Origin of the sequence: Streptomyces aureus, assembly GCF_000725495.1 — a bacterium.
Lineage (GTDB): Bacteria > Actinomycetota > Actinomycetes > Streptomycetales > Streptomycetaceae > Streptomyces > Streptomyces aureus_B.
Map to the genome: position 1 here is coordinate 393,788 of NZ_JNZD01000001.1, position 18,553 is coordinate 412,340.

The window sequence follows — 18,553 nt, forward strand, 5'->3', positions numbered from 1 at the left end:
TCCCCACCCGCCACTGTCCCCGGACACACCGACGGCCGGGCCCCGAAGGGAACCCGGCCGTCGGTCGCGTGTCGGCCCTCGCGGGCCCCGCGTCAGCCCTTGAGGGACGCCATCCAGGCCTCGACCTCGTCCGAGCGGCGCGGCAGGCCGGCCGAGAGGTTGCGGTTGCCGTCCTCGGTGACGAGGAGGTCGTCCTCGATGCGGACGCCGATGCCGCGGTACTCCTCGGGCACGGTCAGATCGTCCGCCTGGAAGTACAGGCCCGGCTCGACGGTCAGGCACATGCCCGGCTCCAGCGTGCCCTCGACGTACGTCTCGGTGCGCGCGGCGGCGCAGTCGTGGACGTCCATGCCGAGCATGTGGCCGGTGCCGTGCAGGGTCCAGCGGCGCTGGAGACCGAGCTCCAGGACCCGCTCGACCGGGCCTTCGAGAAGACCCCACTCGACGAGCCGCTCGGCCAGCACGTGCTGCGCGGCGTCGTGGAAGTCGCGGTACTTGGCGCCGGGACGGACGGCCGCGATGCCGGCCTCCTGGGCGTCGTACACCGCGTCGTAGATCTTCTTCTGGATCTCCGTGTACGTGCCGTTGACGGGCAGCGTGCGGGTGACGTCGGCGGTGTAGAGGGTGTGGGTCTCCACGCCCGCGTCCAGCAGCAGCAGATCGCCGGAGCGGACCGGGCCGTCGTTGCGCACCCAGTGCAGCGTGCACGCGTGCGGGCCGGCGGCGCAGATCGAGCCGTAGCCGATGTCGTTGCCCTCGACCCGCGCGCGCAGGAAGAAGGTGCCCTCGATGTAGCGCTCGCTGGTGGCCTCGGCCTTGTCGAGGACCTTCACCACGTCCTCGAAGCCGCGCACGGTGGAGTCGACGGCCTTCTGCAGCTCGCCGGCCTCGAACTCGTCCTTGACGAGCCGTGCCTCGGAGAGGAAGACGCGCAGCTCGTCGTCGCGCTCGCGGGTGACCTTGTCGGTCAGCGCGGCCTCGATCTCCGCGTCGTAGCCGCGCACGACACGGACCGGACCGGTGGCCTCCTTCAGCGCGGCGGGCAGCTCGCGGACGTCCGAGGCGGGGATGCCGTACAGCTGCTCGGCCTCGGCCAGGGAGTGGCGGCGGCCGACCCACAGCTCGCCCTGCCCGGACAGCCAGAACTCGCCGTTCTCGCGGTTGGAGCGCGGCAGCAGGTAGATCGTCGCCTTGTGGCCCTCGGTGGCGGGCTCCAGCACGAGGACGCCGTCCTCGGTGAGGTTGCCGGTGAGGTAGGCGTACTCGACCGAGGCACGGAAGGGGTATTCCGTGTCGTTCGAGCGGGTCTTCAGGTTGCCCGCCGGGATCACCAGGCGCTCGCCCGGGAAGCGCGCGGACAGCGCGGCGCGGCGGGCCGCGGTGTAGCCGGCCTGGGCGACGGGCTCGAGGCCGCGCAGCTCGGTGTCGGCCCAGCCGGACTTCATGCTCGCGGCGAGCTCGTCGGACACGCCCGGGTACAGGCCGTTCTTGCGCTGCTTGATGGGCTCTTCCTCGCCCGCTTCGTCAGCGGCTTCGTCGAGTACGGCTTCCGGGGTCTCCGGGGTGAGCGCCTCCGACACGGTCTGCCTCCTTGATACGACTCTGGACCTCCCCCATCGTACGGTCGTACTGAAGGGGGCCCAGGGCCGGAAGACCTATTACACCGGGTGAGAGCCCTCTCACTCGAAGCGGGCCGCCAGCAGGACGACGTCCTCGTCGCTGTCCGCCTCGTCCAGGCCGTCCGGCAGGACACCGCGCAGCACGTGGTCGGCGATCGCGCCGGGGTCCTCGCGCAGCGCCCTGGGGACGCTCGCCGCCGCGGCGTGCAGCCGGGCGAAGGCGCGGTCCATCGGATCGCCGGTGCGGTGCAGCAGACCGTCGGTGTAGAGCAGGACGGTCTCGCCGGGCTCGGCGGTCAGCTCGACGCTCGGCGCCTCCCAGCAGGCGAGCATGCCGAGCGGAGCGGACAGGGAGGTCTCCACGAACTCGGTGCGCCGGGGGCCGATCACCAGGGGCGGGCTGTGTCCGGCGCCGGCGAGCGTGATCTTGCGCAGGGCGGGCTCGCAGTAGGCGAACAGGGCGGTGGCGCAGCGCGCGGGTTCGGTCAGCCGCAGCAGCAGTTCGAGGTCGGAGAGCACGGCGACCGGGTCCTCGCCCTCCATGACGGCGTAGGCGCGCAGGGAGGCGCGCAGCCGGCCCATGGCGGCGACGGCGCTGGGACCCGAGCCGGTGACGGAGCCGACCGCGAGGCCGAGCGCGGCGTCGGGCAGCGGCAGTGCGTCGTACCAGTCGCCGCCGCCGCGCGGGCCGGTGCGGTGCCGGGCGGCGAGCTGGACACCGACGACTCGGGGCAGCCGTGCGGGCAGCAGCTCCTCGGAGATCGTCGTGACGCGGGCCCGCGCGCGTTCGAGTTCCACCAGCCGGGCCAGGTGTTCCGTGGCGTAGCGGGTGTAGAGGCCGACGAGATGGCGCTGGCGCTCGACCGGCTCGGCGGGTTCGTCGTAGAGCCACACGGCGGCGCCGAGGCGGCCGGCGGCCTCGGTCGCCAGCGGCAGCGCGTAGCTGGCGGCGTAGCCGAGCCGGGCGGCGACCTCGCGGTGGCGCGGGTCGAGCCCGTCCTCCGAGAGGAGGTCCGGCTCGGTGATCTCGCCCTCGCCGCCGGGCAGTCCGTCCAGGATCCTGCCGTACGACATGGAGCTGCGCGGCACCGTCTCGATGTGGCCGAGGTCGGCCCGGGCGAGGCCGAGTCCGATCGTGGTGTCCGGGCCCAGCCCGTCGCCGGGTTCCATGACGACCAGACCGCGCCGGGCACCGACGAGGGCGGCTCCGGCGCGCAGCAGTTCCTGCAGGGCGTCGCTCAGTGTCGCGGTGCGCGCGAGCCGCTCCGTGAGTTCGTGGAGCGTGGTGAGGTCCGAGACCCAGCCCGCGAGGCGGTCCTGGAGCGCGGCTCCGGGGCCGGCCGGCGGGGCGGCCGAGGAGGCGTCCGCGGGCGCGGGCGTCGGCGCGACAGTGTGTGCGGGCGAAGGAACCGTTGAATCGATTCCGGCCACTTTCGGAAGGTGAGGGGCGTTCATGACGACCGGCTTTCCGACCGGTGCGTATTGCTCAATAGCATCGCAAACCCCCATGTCGTTCTGCGCCGCTAGCGGTGTCTCCACATGTACACGTACTCGTGAGGGGATGTCCAGCATTGTCCTGCCGGGATTCCTGGTGTCCGTGAGACCGGTGGTAACCCTTGCGGGAAATCAAAATTGGCTTAAAACTGACTCGGGCAACGGCTTATTGAGGTCGACTGGCCTCGTTCGACGGAGCGTCACAGCGGTCGTGATGGGTACGTACTCGGTGAAGGCCAGGGGTGGTTGAGATCCGCCCGGAACCTGGCGACGGACCCGGGCGTCTTAACCACCGACGACCGTGCCCCATCCTCCCGTGGCGGAGGCGGCTAGGAAATCGCGGGACGTAAAACGCCAGGCGCCGCCACCCCACGCCATGCCCATGCTGTGAACGGACGCGGTATGGGCGCGGACACAGCCACATGCTCGGCCCAGAGGGGTTCCCCTTGCCTCCAGCAGGGGTGTGATGCGCCAGCAGGTACGCACAGTGAAGTGATCGACACATGGTGTGATGTGATCCTCGGTGTTGCCAGGCGTGCAACGGAAAGGAACGAGCGCTCATGCGCGAGATCCTCGGAAGGCGACGCAGGCTCCTGTCCAGGCGAGCCGACGGGAGGGCCGAGATGCTCGGCGCGGCCCTGACGTTCGCGGACGCATGGCGGTGGCCCGTACTCCCGGGTGTGGCGGCCGACCCGCAGGGGCGTGCCCGCTGCGGCTGTCCCGACCCGGAGTGCTCGGTGCCCGGCGCCCATCCCTTCGACCCCGGCCTCCTCGCGGCCACCACGGACGAGCGCATGGTGCGCTGGTGGTGGACCAACCGGCCCACGGCCCCCATCGTGCTGGCCACCGGGGGCGGCGCGCCGTGCGCGGTGAGCCTGCCCGCGGTCGCCGCGGCCGGCGCGCTCGACGCCCTCGACCGCACGGGCATGCGCCTCGGCCCGGTCGTCGCGTCCCCCTCGCGCTGGGCGATCCTCGTCGCCCCCTACTCGATGGAGCAGCTGGGCGAACTGCTCTACGCCAAGGACTTCGTCCCCGGCTCCCTGCGCTTCCACGGCACCGGCGGCTACATCGCGCTGCCGCCGTCCGAGACCGGCGAGGGGCAGATCCGCTGGGAGCGGGCTCCGCTGCCCGGTTCGGCCGCCCCCTGGGTGCCCGACGTGGAGGCCGTGGTGGACGCGGTCGTCGAGGCCCTCACTCGTACGGGTGTGAGCGCGCCCGAGTTGTAGGGGCGTCCGGCGCGCGGCGGTCCGCGCGCCCGCCCCCGCTCGTTATCGTCCGCCCATGCAGCGTCATTCCGGGGGGTACCGGGCCGCGCCGCCGTGGCCCGGCGGGCCGGACCCCCGCAGGGCCCGCGTCGTGGCGCTGGCGGGGGCCGTCGTGTTCGTGCTCGCCCTGCCCCTGGCCGTGGCCTCGGCCGGCACGGTGGGCGAGCGGGGTTCCCCGGCGGGGGACGAAACGGCTCCGGCCGGCGGGGGACCGCCGGTGCCAGGACCCCGGAGTTCTCCCCCGCCGCCGGACCCCGGACCCGCCACGGCCGCCCGCTGCGGACCCGAGCTCTCCTCGCCCGAGGGTGTCGAGGCGCAGACCTGTGTCCTGACCCGGGGCGGCCGGACCTGGGCGCGCACCTATTACCGCAACGCGACCGGTGACGCGCTGAGCTCCGCCCTCACACTGATGGGTCCGGGCGGGCGCACGGTGCAGATGGACTGCGCGGTGGACACGCAGGACGATCCCGGGGCGTGCGAGACACCGCGGCAGCGCACGGCCGGTGATCCGGGGGCGTACTCGGCGGTCGCGGAATTCGCGCGGAGTGCCGACGGCCCGTTGATGCTGCGTTCGGGAAGCAACTCGGCTCGCGGCCAAGGCGATTGATATTGTTCGGGATTCCGAACATGGAAAGACCCGGTTGCTGGCGACGGGGGATGCACCAGCAACCGGGCTACTCGAACGGTAACAAGAGATCGGCAGTTCGCAAATTCGATCTCGGCTATTCGGACACGGATTTACCTGTCACAACGGGGAGTTGTGACAGGAGTCACCCGTTTCCGGGGTCCTGGCCAGCTGACTGGTCGGTCAGTTTCCCGTCCTGTGTGTCCGCTGTGGGTCAGCTGAGGGTCACCTGGCGGTTGGTGAGCCCCCCGCGCGCACGGCGCTCGTCCGCCGTCAGCGGCGCGTCCGTGGCCAGGGCGGTGGCGAGGCGCTCGGCGAACTCGGTCGCGGGCTTCTCGACGTCGTCCGCCGTGACACCGCTCGGCAGGTCCCAGACCGGCACCGTGAGCCCGTGGGCGCGGAAGGAGCCCACCAGCCGCGTGCCCTCGCCGAGGCTCGAACGGCCCGCGGCGTGCAGGCGCGCGAGAGCGTCCAGAAGCTGCTCCTCGGCGTACGGCATGACCCAGCGCAGGTGGTTCTTCTCCGGCGTCTCGCACCAGTAGGCGGCGTCGACCCCGGCGAGCTTCACGGTCGGGATGGCGGCGGCGTTGGCCCGCTCCAGCGAGGCGCTCACCTCGGCCGACGCGTTCTCCGCGTCCGGCACCCAGAACTCGAAGCCGGTGTGCACGACCGGCTCGAAGGGGCCCTCGGGGTCGAGCAGGTCCTGCAGCCGCGGACCGCCGACCGGGGCGCGCCGCCCCTCGACCGGGGTGCCGGGCGGGGCGACCAGCGCGCGCTGGAGGGTGTCGGCCAGGTCCCGGCTGATGTCGCCGGAGGACGTGTCGTTCTGCAGGCCGAGCAGCACCGAGCCGTCCTCGCGGCGCAGCGCGGGCCAGGCCATCGGAAGGACCGTGGCGAGGGTGACCGAGGGGACGCCCTCGGGCAGGCTCTCCTTGAGCTTCAGCTCGACCGTCGCGGCGGGCACCAGTTCACGCAGCGCGACCCAGTCGCCCTCGCCCCGCAGGCCCTCGAAGGGGCGGTGCACCAGCTCGGTCGCGGCGTGCGCGGCGGCCCGGCCGTGGCAGGCCTTGTAGCGCCGGCCGCTGCCGCAGGGGCAGGGCTCGCGGGCGCCGACGACCGGGATCTCGCCGTCCTTGAGCTGCGGCTGGTCTGCCTTCGTCTGCGGTCGCTTCTTGGCCATCGTGGCTGTCTCCCGATCACGGCTCGTCTCGTACTGGCGCGAGCCTAGCCGTTCGCACCCGGACCGACGGGATCCTGTGGACAACGCACCGCGTCGCCCAGGTCCCCGCGCCCGGCCCGCGCGCCGCGCCCGGCACACGACCCACCCGCGACCCACCCGCGATCGGCACGCGACCCGCCGCGCCCCGGATGCGAGACCCGCCCGAGCCCGGCACACCGCCGGACTCCGGCCGGCCCTGGACCCGCCCGCTATCGGCACGCGACCGGCATGCGAGACCCCGCCCGCGCCCGGCACACCGCCGCACCCTGGCCGGCCCGCGACCGACCCGCGCCCGGAACACGCCCGAACCGCGACCGGCCCACCGAGGGCGCCGACCGCGCCCGGCCCCCTTCAGTCGAGGTCGTCGAAGACGTCCGTGAAGTCCAGGCCGGGGAGCGCGGACACCCTCGGTGACGCGACGCGCGTAGCGAAATCGTCGTGCCGGTGCGCCGTCTCCACGTCTTCTTGCACGACCACCCACACCGTGACCTCGCCGTGGATGTCGTCCCGGACGCCCCAGTCCTTGGCCAGCGCCGTGATGATGTTCAGCCCTCTGCCGCCCCGGGCGGTGACCGAGGGGGTGGAGGGCACGGGGCGGGTCGGGCCGCCGCCGTCCGTCACCTCGACCGTCAGCCGGCCCGACGGATCGACGCGCCAGGCCGCGCGCACGTTCCCGTCGCCCGCGAGGGCGTCCCCCAAGGGCCTGCCGTGCCGGCACGCGTTGCTGAGCAGTTCGGAAAGGATCAGCACGGCGTCGTCGACGACCGTTTCCGCCACACCCCCCGAGCGCAGTTGATCGCGCATCCGGTGTCGTGCTTCCCCCACGCCCGCAGGGCCATGGGGTACGGCCATGCTCGACGACGTGGGCACCTCCTGTGCCACCACCAACGCCACCCCCGAGACCTCCTTCACCCCACGCCACGGTGTGAATGCCCCTTTGGACTGGACCGGAAACCGGCCAATCGACGTCTGCTGACGCACTCGTAACGATCGAATGCGGAACGAACGCGCCGGTGCACTCCCTGTGACGGACTGGCTGGTTCTCGATGGTTTCCGAGGGGAGACGTGGCGCTTTCCGGAGGCCGCCGACTGCCCGGAAAGGGCCGGGTCAGCGGCCCAGTTGACGCAGGACCGCACGCGGCCGGTTGGTGATGATGGCGTCGATGCCCAGCTCAACGCAGAGATCGACGTCCTCGGGCTCGTTCACGGTCCAGACGTGCACCTGGTGACCGGCTCGTTTCAGCCGCTCGACATAAGCCGGGTGGCTGCGGACGATCCGCATCGAGGGGCCCGCGATCCGGACACCGGCGGGCAGCCGGCCGTCCCGCAGCCGGGGGGAGACGAACTGGAGCAGATAGACCGTCGGCAGGGTCGGGGACGCTGCCCGGACGCGGTGCAGCGAGCGGGCCGAGAAACTCATGACGCGCACCGGGGACTCGGCGGGCGAGACGGGGGCGTCCAGGCCGAAACGCTTCAGCAGGTGCAGGAGGCGTTCCTCGACCTGGCCCGCCCAGCGCGTCGGATGCTTGGTCTCGATGGCCAGCTCCACCCGGCGGCCGGCGTCGGCGACGAGTTCGAGCAGTTTCTCCAGGGTGAGGACGGAGGTGTCCGAGAGGCTCCCGGGGGCGTGCTCCCAGTCGGGCGACTCGTCGCGGTTCTTCCACGAGCCGAAGTCGAGGGCGGCGAGGTCGGCGAGCTCCAGGGCGGAGACGGCGCCGCGGCCGTTGGACGTCCGGTTCACACGGCGGTCGTGAACACAGACGAGATGGCCGTCCGCGGTCAGCCGTACATCGCACTCGAGGGCGTCCGCACCGTCCTCGATCGCCTTCTTGTACGCGGCCAGCGTGTGCTCGGGGGCCTCTTCGGAGGCTCCGCGGTGGGCGACGACCTGAATCGGGTGCTGTCGTGCGAGGGTCACCGCGTCATGGTGCCACCGTCGCGTGACAAGCGTGAGGTGAGATATGTCGCAGAACATTCCTTTTGGTAATAAAAGTCCGTTATAAAGGATGGCCTCGGACGCACAGCCACCGCTTATGGTGCCCTGACGCCTCGTGGGAAAAGCTGACGGCGTACAAAAGCACATGCACAGCTGAATCGCGCCGGGCCATCTTCGAGTGTGAGTGGGCGTGACCGAGTGCGACCGAGAACAACAGCCGTGGATCGAGGAGAAGAGCTGTGAGCACCGAGAACGAGGGCAACGCAGTACCCCCGGCCCCGTCCGCACCTCCCGTGCCGGTGGAAACTCCCGCTGCTCCCGCGCAGGGCCCCTCGCCCGCGGGGGGCGCGCCGACCGCTCCGATCCCCGCGGTGCCCGGCACCCCCGGCGCACCGGAGCACGAGTCGGCGCCCGCGGGCATGCCGGCGTACGCGTCGAACGGAGCCGGGCAGGGCGCCGACCCCTACGGACAGGCGCCGACGCAGGGCTCCGCGCCCGAGGCGGGCTGGCCGCCCCCGCCGCCCGCCACCCCTTCGTACGCCGACGGCGGCGGTTCGGGGCACGGCGGCTGGGGTTCCTCCTACCAGGAGCCCGCGCCGAAGCCGAAGAACGGCCGCGGCGGTCTGGTCGCCGCGGTGCTGGTGGCCGCGCTGGTCGCCGGCGGTGTCGGCGGTGGCATCGGCTACTCGCTGGCCAAGAACGACGACAACTCCACCGACTCGACGACGGTGTCCGCCCCGAGCACCAGCGGCCAGGTCAAGCGCGCCTCGGGCACGGTCGCGAGCGTGGCCGCCGGCGCCCTGCCGAGCACCGTCACCATCGAGGCCCAGAGCACCAGCGGCGAGGGCGGCACGGGCACCGGCTTCGTCTTCGACAAGCAGGGCCACATCCTCACCAACAACCACGTGGTGGCGGACGCCGTCGACGGCGGCAAGCTCACCGCCACGTTCCCGAGCGGCAAGAAGTACGACGCCGAGGTGGTCGGCCACGCGCAGGGCTACGACGTCGCGGTCATCAAGCTGAAGAACGCGCCCTCGGACCTCAAGCCGCTCGTCCTCGGCAACTCCGACGAGGTGGCCGTCGGCGACTCCACGATCGCCATCGGCGCGCCCTTCGGCCTGTCCAACACGGTGACCACGGGCATCATCAGCGCGAAGAACCGTCCGGTCGCCTCCAGCGACGGCAGCGCCAGCAGCAAGTCCTCGTACATGAGCGCGCTGCAGACGGACGCCTCGATCAACCCGGGCAACTCCGGCGGTCCGCTGCTCGACGCATCGGGCGCGGTGATCGGCATCAACTCCGCGATCCAGTCGTCCAGCAGCGGCGGTCTCGGCGGCTCCGGCCAGTCCGGCTCCATCGGCCTCGGCTTCGCCATCCCGATCAACCAGGCCAAGTACGTGGCCCAGCAGCTGATCCAGACGGGCAAGCCGGTCTACGCGAAGATCGGCGCGTCGGTCTCCCTGGAGGAGGGCACGGGCGGCGCGAAGATCACCGAGCAGGGCGCGAGCGGCTCCTCGTCGGTCGAGCCCGGCGGTCCCGCCGCCAAGGCGGGCCTCAAGCCCGGCGACGTCATCACCAAGCTCGACGACATGACGGTCGACAGCGGTCCGACCCTCATCGGCGCGATCTGGACCCACAAGCCGGGCGACACGGTCAAGCTCACCTACACGCGCGACGGCAAGACCCACACGGTCGACGTCACCCTCGGCTCCCGCGAGGGCGACAGCTGACCGACCCGCTCCACACGGAACGGCTCCCAGCGGAACCGGCTCCACGGAACCGCTTCCACACAGAACCGGCTCCACGGAACCGCTTCGACGCAGGACCCGATCCATACGGAAGGGGTGCCTCTCACCGAGGGGCACCCCTTCCGCGCGTCGCCCCCGGGGACGGGTCAGGCGCGCGGTTTCTTCGCGGCCGCCGGGCTCTTCTTGCCGCCGGCGCGCTCGGGGGGCGGCGGCGGGGCGGGGCGCTGGCGATGGCGGGACGCGCTCTGGCGGGGCGGCCGGGTCAGCGTGATCTGGCGGACTAACTGCTGGAAGCAGGTCAGCGACGCGAGGGCGGGCACGACGGCGGTGGCGACCCCGGTGATCGTCTGGTGGGCGTCGGCCACGCAGAACATCATGGCGACCGACGAGAACAGCAGCACGACGTACCAGGAGTGCACGGCCCGGCGCCGGTGCAGGGCGGCTCTCAGGATGGAGAGCGAGGCCACCATCCAGGGCCCGTAGACGAGCAGGGGCCACCAAGGTCCCGTGCCGCTCTGGGCGTTGGAGGCGATGCGCTGCAGCGGCGAGTAGGCCACCATGCCGCTGAAGACGCTCACCATCGACACGGTGGCGGCGGCGACCGCGGCGATCACGAAGCTGACGGTCTGGAGCCAGTTGCGGGGATTGCGGACCCGTACCTTGCGGTGGCCGGCCGAGGAGCGCCGGATGGGCGGCAGTTCGGCGGTGATCCGGACCAGGTTGTCCATCGGGTCACCGGCGAACTCCCCGGTGTACTCGGGATCGTCGTGGTCCGGCTCGCTGTACTCCGGCCTGTTGTAGTCCGGCCCGCCGTGGTCAGGCCCGTCGTACTCGGGCTCGCTGCGCGGGGGCGGCACGGTGATGTCCTGCTCCGCCGCCGCGGCGTCCTGCAGGAGGTAGGTGAGTTCCTCGACCGGGTCCCAGCCCTGTTCGTGCAGGGAGGCCTCGGGATAGCCGTACGGACCGGTCTCCGTCGCGGTCGGGTATCCGGGATTCTGTCCGTACCGGGCGAAGGACAGGTTCGGGTAGTCGTCATTCACGGAAATTCGTCCAGGTCACGTTAGCGCCGTGGCGGCCGGGGTGCCCCGGGCCGTTCCACCGCTGATCCATTGCCGCTTGAGACGTGTCCGGTGCCGCACGGAGACCGCGCGGCGGTGACGTCGACCCCCACGGTCCGCCGCCTCCGCCGCCCCGGTGCGAGGCGCCCCGGACGGCGGACGAGGGGGGTGCGGCGGCGGACTCACGGGCGGCAGGCCCGGCCGGCATCACACCGTCCGGGACCGGACCCGTCGCCGTCGCTCCGGAGGCGGCCGGAGCGAGAGATCTTGCTTTCGCCATATTCCGCTAACGCGGCTCCCCCGCCTCCAGGTGTGCGGCAATCGAGTGAGCGCGGGAGGGCGGAATATTTCACCAAAGCGGCTTTTCGTGTCCATGGGCCGAGGCATTGTGGCGTGTTGACGCGACCGTGCCGCCAGGCCGTGCGGGTGCCCCGGCGGACCGGATCGGGGCCGGTGGACCCGGTGCGGACCGTGCCCCGCGACGGGCTCGGAGCCGGGTACTCTGTACCCCGCTCCACCCGCCAGGGCGGAGCGGGGTGGGTTGCCCGAGCGGCCTAAGGGAACGGTCTTGAAAACCGTCGTGGCGCGAGTCACCGTGGGTTCAAATCCCACACCCACCGCGGATGAACGGCCCCCGACCGGGAGAAACGGTCGGGGGCCGTCGTCGTGTCCGGGGCTACGGCGGTCTCAAGGATGCCGGGTCGAGGGGGCGGTCATCCGGGCCGCCGAGGCGATCGTGGAGCGGGCTTCCCGTTCGGTCAGGCCCGTGCGGACGGCGGCCCGGACGAGCGGGGCCGTCAGCCGGGGTCCGATGCCGTTCTCGTAGGCGCGGCAAGCGGCCCAGAAGAGGCGGGTGTTGCGCTGGCCCTCGTGCGCTGCGAGGACGAACTGGACCAGTCCCTGGCCCTGCCGTTCGCCCGCGGAGGACGTGGGGTGGCGGGCGCGGGACGTGTGCGCGGGCAGGAGCAGCCGCAGGAGTTCGGGCGGACAGGGCGCGGGCGCGAGCCGGGAGGTGCCCGGGGCCGTCCCGTACACGCCGTGTTCGGTGCGGGAGCCGGGGCCGACGAGGTAGCCGCCGGCACCGCGGATGTCGATGCCGGGGGCGAGCCGGCTCGCCGAGTTGGGGACGACGACGTCCGCCGGCCCGCTCAGCCACAGATGCCGGCCGCCGCTCGGGGTCAGGACGACGACCGTGTCGGGGATCGTGAACAGATGGCGCAGGGCCAGTTCGCGCAGGGCGGCCGAGGAGTCGGTGTCGGACTTGGTGTCGAGGTCGACGCCGATGAGGTGGTGCGGGTGCAGCCCGCAGGCGATGCCGTAGCCGGTGGCCCAGGGGGCGGCGGCGAAGAGCTCGCGGATGCGCAGGGGCTCGGTCGAGGCGTCGTACACGCCGTGCCCGAAGCGGCCGCATTCGCCGTGGCACGGTCGGGGGTCGGGGTCGTCGCGGTGGGGGGATCGCAGGGCCGGGAGCTTCGTACGGGACAGCGGGATCACCGCGAGTCCGCGCTCCGCTGCGGACAGTGCGTGAGCCAGGGCCAGAGTGGTGGCCCGCCGGTCGATGGTGGCCATGACTCCATAATCGTACGGGTGTTCGAGAAAGGGAAGGGCTCGTCCGGCTCGCGGCGGGGCCGGGCGGGTGAGAGGCGGAGCCTGCCGGGGCGTTGTCGTCGGTGCGGGGTCCGGGTTGAGTGGCCGTCACGCCCCTGAGCAGGTGTTTTGTGCGCGTGAAGGGGGTTTATCGATATGTCCTCACGCTTGAGGGGGAATCGCGGCTTCCGATGTGGTTCGCCGGGATGCGCTGGGCAACTCTGGACTCGCGACGTCGTGGACGACGCCGGGGCGGCGGGCCAACCGCCCCGGAACAGGCCGTATTTCGCGTACATCCCGGCTCACCGCCGGCGCGCACATCCCGTTCTGGAGGAACTCGCATGGCAAGCATCCGTACCGCTCGCGTTCTCGCCGCCGTGGCGGCCCTGCCGCTGGCCGCCGCCCTGCTCTCCGGGGTCGCGGCGGCCGACGACGGCTCCGTCGCGGACACCGGGTCGAACGCGGGGGCGGCGACCGCCGGCGGCGGGGTGGGGCGCGACAACAGCGGCAACTCCGCGGCTGCCCAACAACAAGCCGTCGGTACGGGGGTGTCGAACCGGAGCGACACCGCCCAGGTGAACGGCTCCGCGCCCGCGGTGATCCACCAGGGCGACACGAACGTGGTCGTGACCTTCGCCGAGCTCTGGTGAGCCCGGGCCGGCGGACGACCGCCGGCCCGGGGGGCGGAGGGCGGGGCGGTGCCCGTTGGGGCGGGCGCCGGGTGAGTGCTCGATGGGGCGAGCGCTCGGCCGGGGGGACGGGGAGGGACGGGTGTCCGGTGGGACGGGCGCTCGAATCGGTGGGGCGGGGTGGACGGGTTCGCGACGTCCACGCGACGGGGTGGGGCGGGTGGGGGTTCATGGCGTCCGCGCGGCGGTGCTTCGGCGCCGTCGCGCGGACGCGTTCCCGGGGTCCCCCGAGGGTGCTGGCCCCGGCAGGGCCGGGCCCACCCGGGCGGTGTCCACGACCTTGACAGAGCACGGTATCTGACGGACAGTCAGAAAACCTTGTTCGTACGAGGTCCGGGAGGGCCGCCGCCGTGCACCTCGCCCCCACCGAGCGCCAGCAGCGCCTGCGCGCCGAACTCCGCGCGTACTTCAGGGATCTGATGCCGGACGGACCCCCGGGCGCCGACGACTCCGCCCGGCGGCGGACGCTGCTGCGCCGCATCGGCGCCGACGGACTGCTGGGGCTGGGCTGGCCGGCCGAGTACGGCGGGCAGGGCCGCGGGGCGGACGAGCAGTTCGTCTTCTTCGACGAGGCTTACCGGGCCGGCGCACCCGTCTCCATGGTCACGCTGAACACCGTCGGGCCGACCCTCATGCGGTACGGCAGCCAGGAGCAGAAGGACTACTTCCTGCCGCGCATCCTGAAGGGCGAACTCGTCTTCGCCATCGGGTACTCGGAGCCCTCGGCCGGCACGGACCTCGCCTCCCTGCGCACCCGGGCCGTCCGGGAGGGCGACGACGGGAACGAGTCCTGGCGGATCGACGGACAGAAGATCTTCACCTCCAACGCCCAGAACGCCGAATGGATCTGGCTCGCCTGCCGCACCGACCCGGACGCACCCGGACACAGGGGCATCTCGATCGTGCTCGTCCCCACCGGCGCCCCCGGCTTCTCGTGGACCCCCATCGAGACGGTGGGCGGCCAGACCACCACGGCGACCTACTACGACGGGGTCCGCGTCCCGGCCGGGAACCTGGTCGGCGAGGAGAACGGCGGCTGGGGGCTCGTCACCAGCCAGCTCAACCACGAACGCGTCGCCCTCGCCGCGATCGGCATGCAGGCCGAGGACTTCTACGCCGCCGCCCTGGAGGCGGCCCGCACCCCCGATCCGGTGACCGGGCGGCGCCGGGCGGACGAACCGTGGGTGCGGTCCGCGCTCGCCGAGGCGCACGCCCGGCTGGCGGCCTCCCGACTGCTCGGCTGGCGGCTGGTGGGGGACGTGGGGGCGGGCGGGCCGGCGCCCGGCGACGCGAGCGGCGTGAAGTTCGCCGGAACCGAGTCCGCGGTCGCGGTCTACCGGCTGTGCCAGCACGTCGTGGGACCGGAGGCACTGGTGCGCTCCGGATCGCCGGGGGCCTTCGGCGGCGGCGCACTGGAGCGGATGAACAGGGCCGCGCAGATCAACACGTTCGGGGGCGGGGTGAGCGAGGTGCAGCGGGAGATCGTCGCGACGATGCGGCTCGGCATGAAGCGGGGACGGCGGTGAACGGCCGGGGAGGGGACGAGAGTTCCCGTACGGGCGAAGGGGACGGGCTCGCGGAGCGGCTGAAGGGGTACGAGGGACGGCCGGCCACCACCGGCGGGGTCGGCCGGGACCCGGTCAACGCGCCGATGATCCGCCACTGGTGCGAGGCCATGGGCGACACCAACCCGGCGTACCGGGGACCGGACGCGGTGGCCCCGCCCACCATGCTCCAGGCGTGGACGATGAGCGGACTCTCCGGGCACGCCGACCGCCCCGGCCGCTCCGCCGTCTACGACGAGCTGTTCGCCCTGCTCGACGACGCCGGATACACCTCGATCGTCGCCACCGACTGCGAACAGGAGTATCTGCGCCCGCTGCGCCCCGGGGACGAGATCACCTTCGACTCGATGATCGAGTCCGTGTCCGGGCGCAAGACGACCAAGCTGGGCACCGGGTACTTCGTCACCACACGGATGGACATCAGGGCAGGCGACGAGCTCGCCGGAACCCACCGGTTCCGCATCCTCAAGTACGCCCCGGCGCAAAGGAGTCCGCGAGCTCCCGGGGTGTCCGGGAGCGCCTCGGACACCGCCCGGACCGGCAACACCGGAGCGGGGGCCAGGCGTCCGCGCCCAGTGGTGAACCGGGACAACGCGGGCTTCTGGGAGGGCGTGGGGCGCCACCATCTGCTGATCCAGCGCTGCGCGGACTGCGGGACGCTGCGCTTCCCGTGGCTGCCGGGGTGCGGCGCGTGCGGCTCCCTCGACTGGGACACGGTCGCGTCCGGCGGCGAGGGGACCGTGTACTCGTACGTCGTCGTGCACCATCCGCCGTTCCCGGCCTTCGACCCGCCCTACGCCGTCGCCCTGGTCGAGCTCGCCGAGGGGGTGCGGATCGTGAGCAACGTGGTGGGGGTCCCCTGCGACGAGGTGCGGATCGGGATGCCGGTCCGGCTCGCGTTCCGCCGCTACGACGAGGAGTTGGAACTGCCGGTGTTCCACGCGGCGGAGCCGGCCGGGACCGGGGCGGGCGGGGAGGGCTGACATGGACTTCACGCCCACCGAGGAGCAGGCGGCCGCCGCGGAGCTGGCCGCGCGGATCTTCGGCGACCTCTCCACCCCCGAGCGGCTCACCGCCGCCGGGACCGGCAGCGACGCCGGGCTGTGGAAGGAGCTGTGCGCGGCCGGGCTGCCGGCCGCGGTGGCGGACACCGGGCTCCTCGGCCTCGTCCTGCTGCTGGAGGAACAGGGGCGCACCACGGCGCAGGTGCCGTTAGCCGTGAGCTGCGTGTACGGACTGCTCGCGCTGACGGCGCACGGTTCGCCGGAGCAGCGCGAGCGGCTGCTGCCGGGGATCGCCGACGGGACGGTGGTGGTGACCGGCGCGGTGCCGGGACCGGGCGTCGGGTGCGACTCCGGGAGGCTGACCGGTGTCCTGCCCGCCGTGCCGTGGCTGCGCGACGCCACCCATGTCCTTCTCGCCGACGACCGGCGCCGGCTCCGGCTGGTCCGCACGGCGGAGGCGGGGACCGAGCCGGTCGAGCTGACGGCGCCCTGGTCGGCGGGGCGGCTGACGCTGGACGGGACGCCCGGCGAGCCGGTGGGCGCCGAGGGGGCCCCTGACGACGTGCTGGCGACGGCCCGAACCGCTTTCGCGGGGCTCCAGGCCGGGGTGTGCGCGGGATCGCTGGCGCGGGCGGTCGCGCACACGAACACGCGCGAGCAGTTCGGGCAGCCGCTCGCGGTCAGGCAGGGGGTCCAACTGCGGGCCGCCGACGCCTACATGGACACCGAGGCGATCCGGGTGACGGCGTACGAGGCGGCCTGGCGGCGCGACGCGGGGCTGCCGTACGCGAGCCACGCGCTGACGGCGGCCTGGTGGGCGGCCGAGGCCGGCCCGCGGGTGGTGCACACGGGCCAGCATCTGCACGGAGGCGCGGGCGCCGACCTCACGCACCCCGTGCACCGGCACTTCCTGTGGGGCCGCCAGCTGGACGCCCAGCTGGGCGGCGGAGGCGAACTGCTCCAGGAACTGGGGGAGTCGATCGTGGACGGGGAGGTGGGGACATGAAGGTGGGCGAGGTGCTGCCGCCGCTGGAGATCGAGATCACCCGCACGCTGATCGTGGCCGGGGCGATCGCGTCCCGGGACTACCAGGACGTGCACCACGACGCGGACCTGGCCCGGGCCAAGGGGTCGCCGGACATCTTCATGAACATCCTGACGACCAACGGCCTGGTCGGACGGTACGTGACCGACCACTTCGGCCCGGGAGCGGTGCTGCGCCGGGTGGCGATCCGCCTCGGTGCCCCCAACCACCCCGGGGACACCATGGTGCTGACCGGCTCGGTCGAGGAGGTCGACGGCGACACGGCGACCGTGCGCATCCTCGGCGCCAACGCCATCGGCCGCCACGTGACGGGCACGGTGACCGTGACGGTCCCGGCGCCCTCCGGCACCGCCGCCGACGCCCGGGCCGAGGGTGGTGCCGCATGAGCGTGCGCGGGCGGGACGTCCTCGGCGGCCGGGCGGCGATCGCCGGCGTCGGGGCCACCGAGTTCTCCAAGGACTCGGGGCGCAGCGAGCTGCGGCTGGCGGTGGAGGCGGTACGGGCCGCGCTCGACGACGCCGGGCTGACACCCGGGGACGTGGACGGTCTGGTGACGTTCACGATGGACACCAGCCCGGAGATCACCGTCGCGCAGGCGGCCGGGATGGGGGAGCTGTCGTTCTTCTCGCGGGTCCACTACGGCGGCGGTGCGGCGTGCGCGACCGTCCAGCAGGCGGCGCTCGCGGTCGCCACCGGCGTGGCCGAGGTGGTCGTCTGCTACCGGGCGTTCAACGAGCGCTCGGGCCGCAGGTTCGGCTCGGGCGTGCAGCGGCGGGAGCCGTCGGCGGAGGGCGCGGCGCTGGGCTGGGCGCTGCCGTTCGGGCTGCTCACCCCGGCGTCCTGGGTGGCGATGGCGGCCCGGCGGTATCTGCACACGTACGGACTGACGCCGGAGGCGTTCGGCCATGTCGCGGTGACGGACCGGAAGTACGCGGCGACCAACCCGGCCGCGTACTTCCACGGCAGGCCGATCACGCTCGCCGACCACGCGGCCTCGCGCTGGATCGTGGAGCCGCTGCGGCTGCTCGACTGCTGCCAGGAGACCGACGGCGGCCAGGCGCTGGTGGTCACCTCCGTGGAACGCGCACGCGACCTGCGGCGCCCCCCGGCGGTGATCGCGGCGGCCGCCCAGGGCGCGGGCCGGGCGCAGGAGCAGATGACGAGCTTCTACCGGGACGATCTGACCGGGCTCCCGGAGATGGGCGTGGTGGCCCGGCAGCTGTGGCGGACGTCGGGGGCGGGCCCGGCGGACATCGACGTGGGGATCCTCTACGACCACTTCACCCCGTTCGTACTGATGCAGCTGGAGGAGTTCGGCTTCTGCAAGCCGGGGGAGGCCGCGGACTTCGTCGCCGAGGAGAGGCTGCCGCTGAACACGCACGGGGGGCAGCTCGGGGAGGCGTACCTGCACGGGATGAACGGGATCGCGGAGGGGGTACGGCAGCTGCGGGGCACGTCCGTGAACCAGGTACCCGGGGCCTCCCGCGTCCTGGTGACCGCGGGCACCGGCGTCCCGACCTCGGGCCTGATCCTCGGGTCCGACGCCTGAGCGCGCCGCCACACATCACCCCCCACCCACGGGGACTCGGTGCCCACCGGCGGCCTCCAGGCCCACCCGGCCTCCCGGCCCACCCGGCCCCCAGGACCAGCCAGCCCCCAGGACCCCCAGGACCAGCCCCGTCCGCCGGGCGCCCCGACC

At 72.9% G+C, this 18,553-nt stretch carries 16 protein-coding genes and 1 tRNA gene; 10 read left to right on the plus strand and 7 right to left on the minus strand.

Annotated features, from left to right (window positions below; all coding sequences use genetic code 11):
- Positions 1-92: 92 nt before the first annotated feature.
- Together IO36_RS01780 and IO36_RS01785 are read right to left on the minus strand one after the other, a co-directional pair.
- Entirely contained in the window at positions 93-1,580 is a 1,488-nt protein-coding gene (locus IO36_RS01780) for an aminopeptidase P family protein (RefSeq protein ID WP_037615105.1), read from the minus strand.
- Between the two features lie 99 nt (positions 1,581-1,679).
- Entirely contained in the window at positions 1,680-3,191 is a 1,512-nt protein-coding gene (locus IO36_RS01785; RefSeq protein ID WP_078942943.1) for a PP2C family protein-serine/threonine phosphatase, read from the minus strand.
- Positions 3,192-3,673: 482 nt separating this feature from the next.
- Here IO36_RS01785 and IO36_RS01790 point away from each other — a divergent pair, with 482 nt between their 5' ends.
- Positions 3,674-4,339, plus strand: a complete 666-nt coding sequence (locus IO36_RS01790) for a bifunctional DNA primase/polymerase (protein WP_037615109.1) — start codon at positions 3,674-3,676, stop codon at positions 4,337-4,339.
- 55 nt (positions 4,340-4,394) lie between these two features.
- Positions 4,395-4,985, plus strand: a complete 591-nt coding sequence (locus tag IO36_RS01795; protein WP_245173083.1) for a hypothetical protein — start codon at positions 4,395-4,397, stop codon at positions 4,983-4,985.
- 232 nt (positions 4,986-5,217) lie between these two features.
- On the opposite strand, the gene IO36_RS01800 is transcribed toward IO36_RS01795, so the two are convergent.
- From IO36_RS01800 to IO36_RS01810, 3 genes are all read right to left on the minus strand, one after another.
- Positions 5,218-6,183 carry a DUF5926 family protein gene (locus IO36_RS01800; protein WP_037615113.1) on the minus strand — a complete coding sequence of 322 codons (966 nt, stop codon included), beginning with the start codon at positions 6,181-6,183 and terminating at the stop codon, positions 5,218-5,220.
- A gap of 390 nt (positions 6,184-6,573) precedes the next feature.
- Positions 6,574-7,203 carry an ATP-binding protein gene (locus IO36_RS01805; RefSeq protein WP_078942944.1) on the minus strand — a complete coding sequence of 210 codons (630 nt, stop codon included), beginning with the start codon at positions 7,201-7,203 and terminating at the stop codon, positions 6,574-6,576.
- Positions 7,204-7,330: 127 nt separating this feature from the next.
- On the minus strand, positions 7,331-8,140 hold the full coding sequence (locus IO36_RS01810; RefSeq protein WP_037615117.1) for a glycerophosphodiester phosphodiesterase: 810 nt from the start codon (positions 8,138-8,140) through the stop codon (positions 7,331-7,333).
- 257 nt (positions 8,141-8,397) lie between these two features.
- On the opposite strand from IO36_RS01810, the gene IO36_RS01815 reads away from it, so the two are divergent.
- A complete protein-coding gene (locus IO36_RS01815; RefSeq protein ID WP_037615118.1) occupies positions 8,398-9,888 on the plus strand; it encodes a S1C family serine protease in 1,491 nt (496 codons plus the stop codon).
- A gap of 164 nt (positions 9,889-10,052) precedes the next feature.
- Here the strand turns inward: IO36_RS01815 and IO36_RS01820 are convergent, their stop codons facing one another.
- A complete protein-coding gene (locus IO36_RS01820) occupies positions 10,053-10,946 on the minus strand; it encodes a DUF2637 domain-containing protein (protein WP_051899888.1) in 894 nt (297 codons plus the stop codon).
- A gap of 553 nt (positions 10,947-11,499) precedes the next feature.
- Here IO36_RS01820 and IO36_RS01825 point away from each other — a divergent pair.
- Positions 11,500-11,584 (plus strand) — tRNA-Ser (locus IO36_RS01825).
- A gap of 67 nt (positions 11,585-11,651) precedes the next feature.
- Here the strand turns inward: IO36_RS01825 and IO36_RS01830 are convergent.
- Entirely contained in the window at positions 11,652-12,533 is an 882-nt protein-coding gene (locus IO36_RS01830) for a bifunctional DNA primase/polymerase (protein WP_037615120.1), read from the minus strand.
- A gap of 359 nt (positions 12,534-12,892) precedes the next feature.
- Here IO36_RS01830 and IO36_RS01835 point away from each other — a divergent pair, with 359 nt between their 5' ends.
- The 6 genes from IO36_RS01835 to IO36_RS01860 all read left to right on the plus strand — a co-directional run bounded on the left by IO36_RS01835 (position 12,893) and on the right by IO36_RS01860 (position 18,403).
- Positions 12,893-13,201, plus strand: a complete 309-nt coding sequence (locus IO36_RS01835) for a hypothetical protein (protein WP_037615122.1) — start codon at positions 12,893-12,895, stop codon at positions 13,199-13,201.
- Between the two features lie 389 nt (positions 13,202-13,590).
- The gene (locus tag IO36_RS01840) at positions 13,591-14,766 is read left to right on the plus strand and encodes an acyl-CoA dehydrogenase family protein (RefSeq protein WP_037615124.1); all 1,176 of its coding nucleotides are present in this window, start codon (positions 13,591-13,593) and stop codon (positions 14,764-14,766) included.
- Positions 14,763-15,788, plus strand: a complete 1,026-nt coding sequence (locus IO36_RS45670; protein ID WP_051899890.1) for a bifunctional MaoC family dehydratase N-terminal/OB-fold nucleic acid binding domain-containing protein — start codon at positions 14,763-14,765, stop codon at positions 15,786-15,788. Before IO36_RS01840 ends, IO36_RS45670 begins: the two co-directional genes overlap by 4 nt.
- A gap of 1 nt (position 15,789) precedes the next feature.
- Positions 15,790-16,815 carry an acyl-CoA dehydrogenase family protein gene (locus IO36_RS01850; protein ID WP_037615126.1) on the plus strand — a complete coding sequence of 342 codons (1,026 nt, stop codon included), beginning with the start codon at positions 15,790-15,792 and terminating at the stop codon, positions 16,813-16,815.
- Entirely contained in the window at positions 16,812-17,240 is a 429-nt protein-coding gene (locus IO36_RS01855) for a MaoC family dehydratase (protein WP_037615128.1), read from the plus strand. Before IO36_RS01850 ends, IO36_RS01855 begins: the two co-directional genes overlap by 4 nt.
- Positions 17,237-18,403: a lipid-transfer protein gene (locus IO36_RS01860; RefSeq protein ID WP_037615130.1), complete on the plus strand. Its 1,167-nt coding sequence runs from the start codon at positions 17,237-17,239 to the stop codon at positions 18,401-18,403. The genes IO36_RS01855 and IO36_RS01860 overlap by 4 nt, the downstream gene beginning before the upstream one ends.
- The last annotated feature ends 150 nt before the right edge of the window (positions 18,404-18,553 follow it).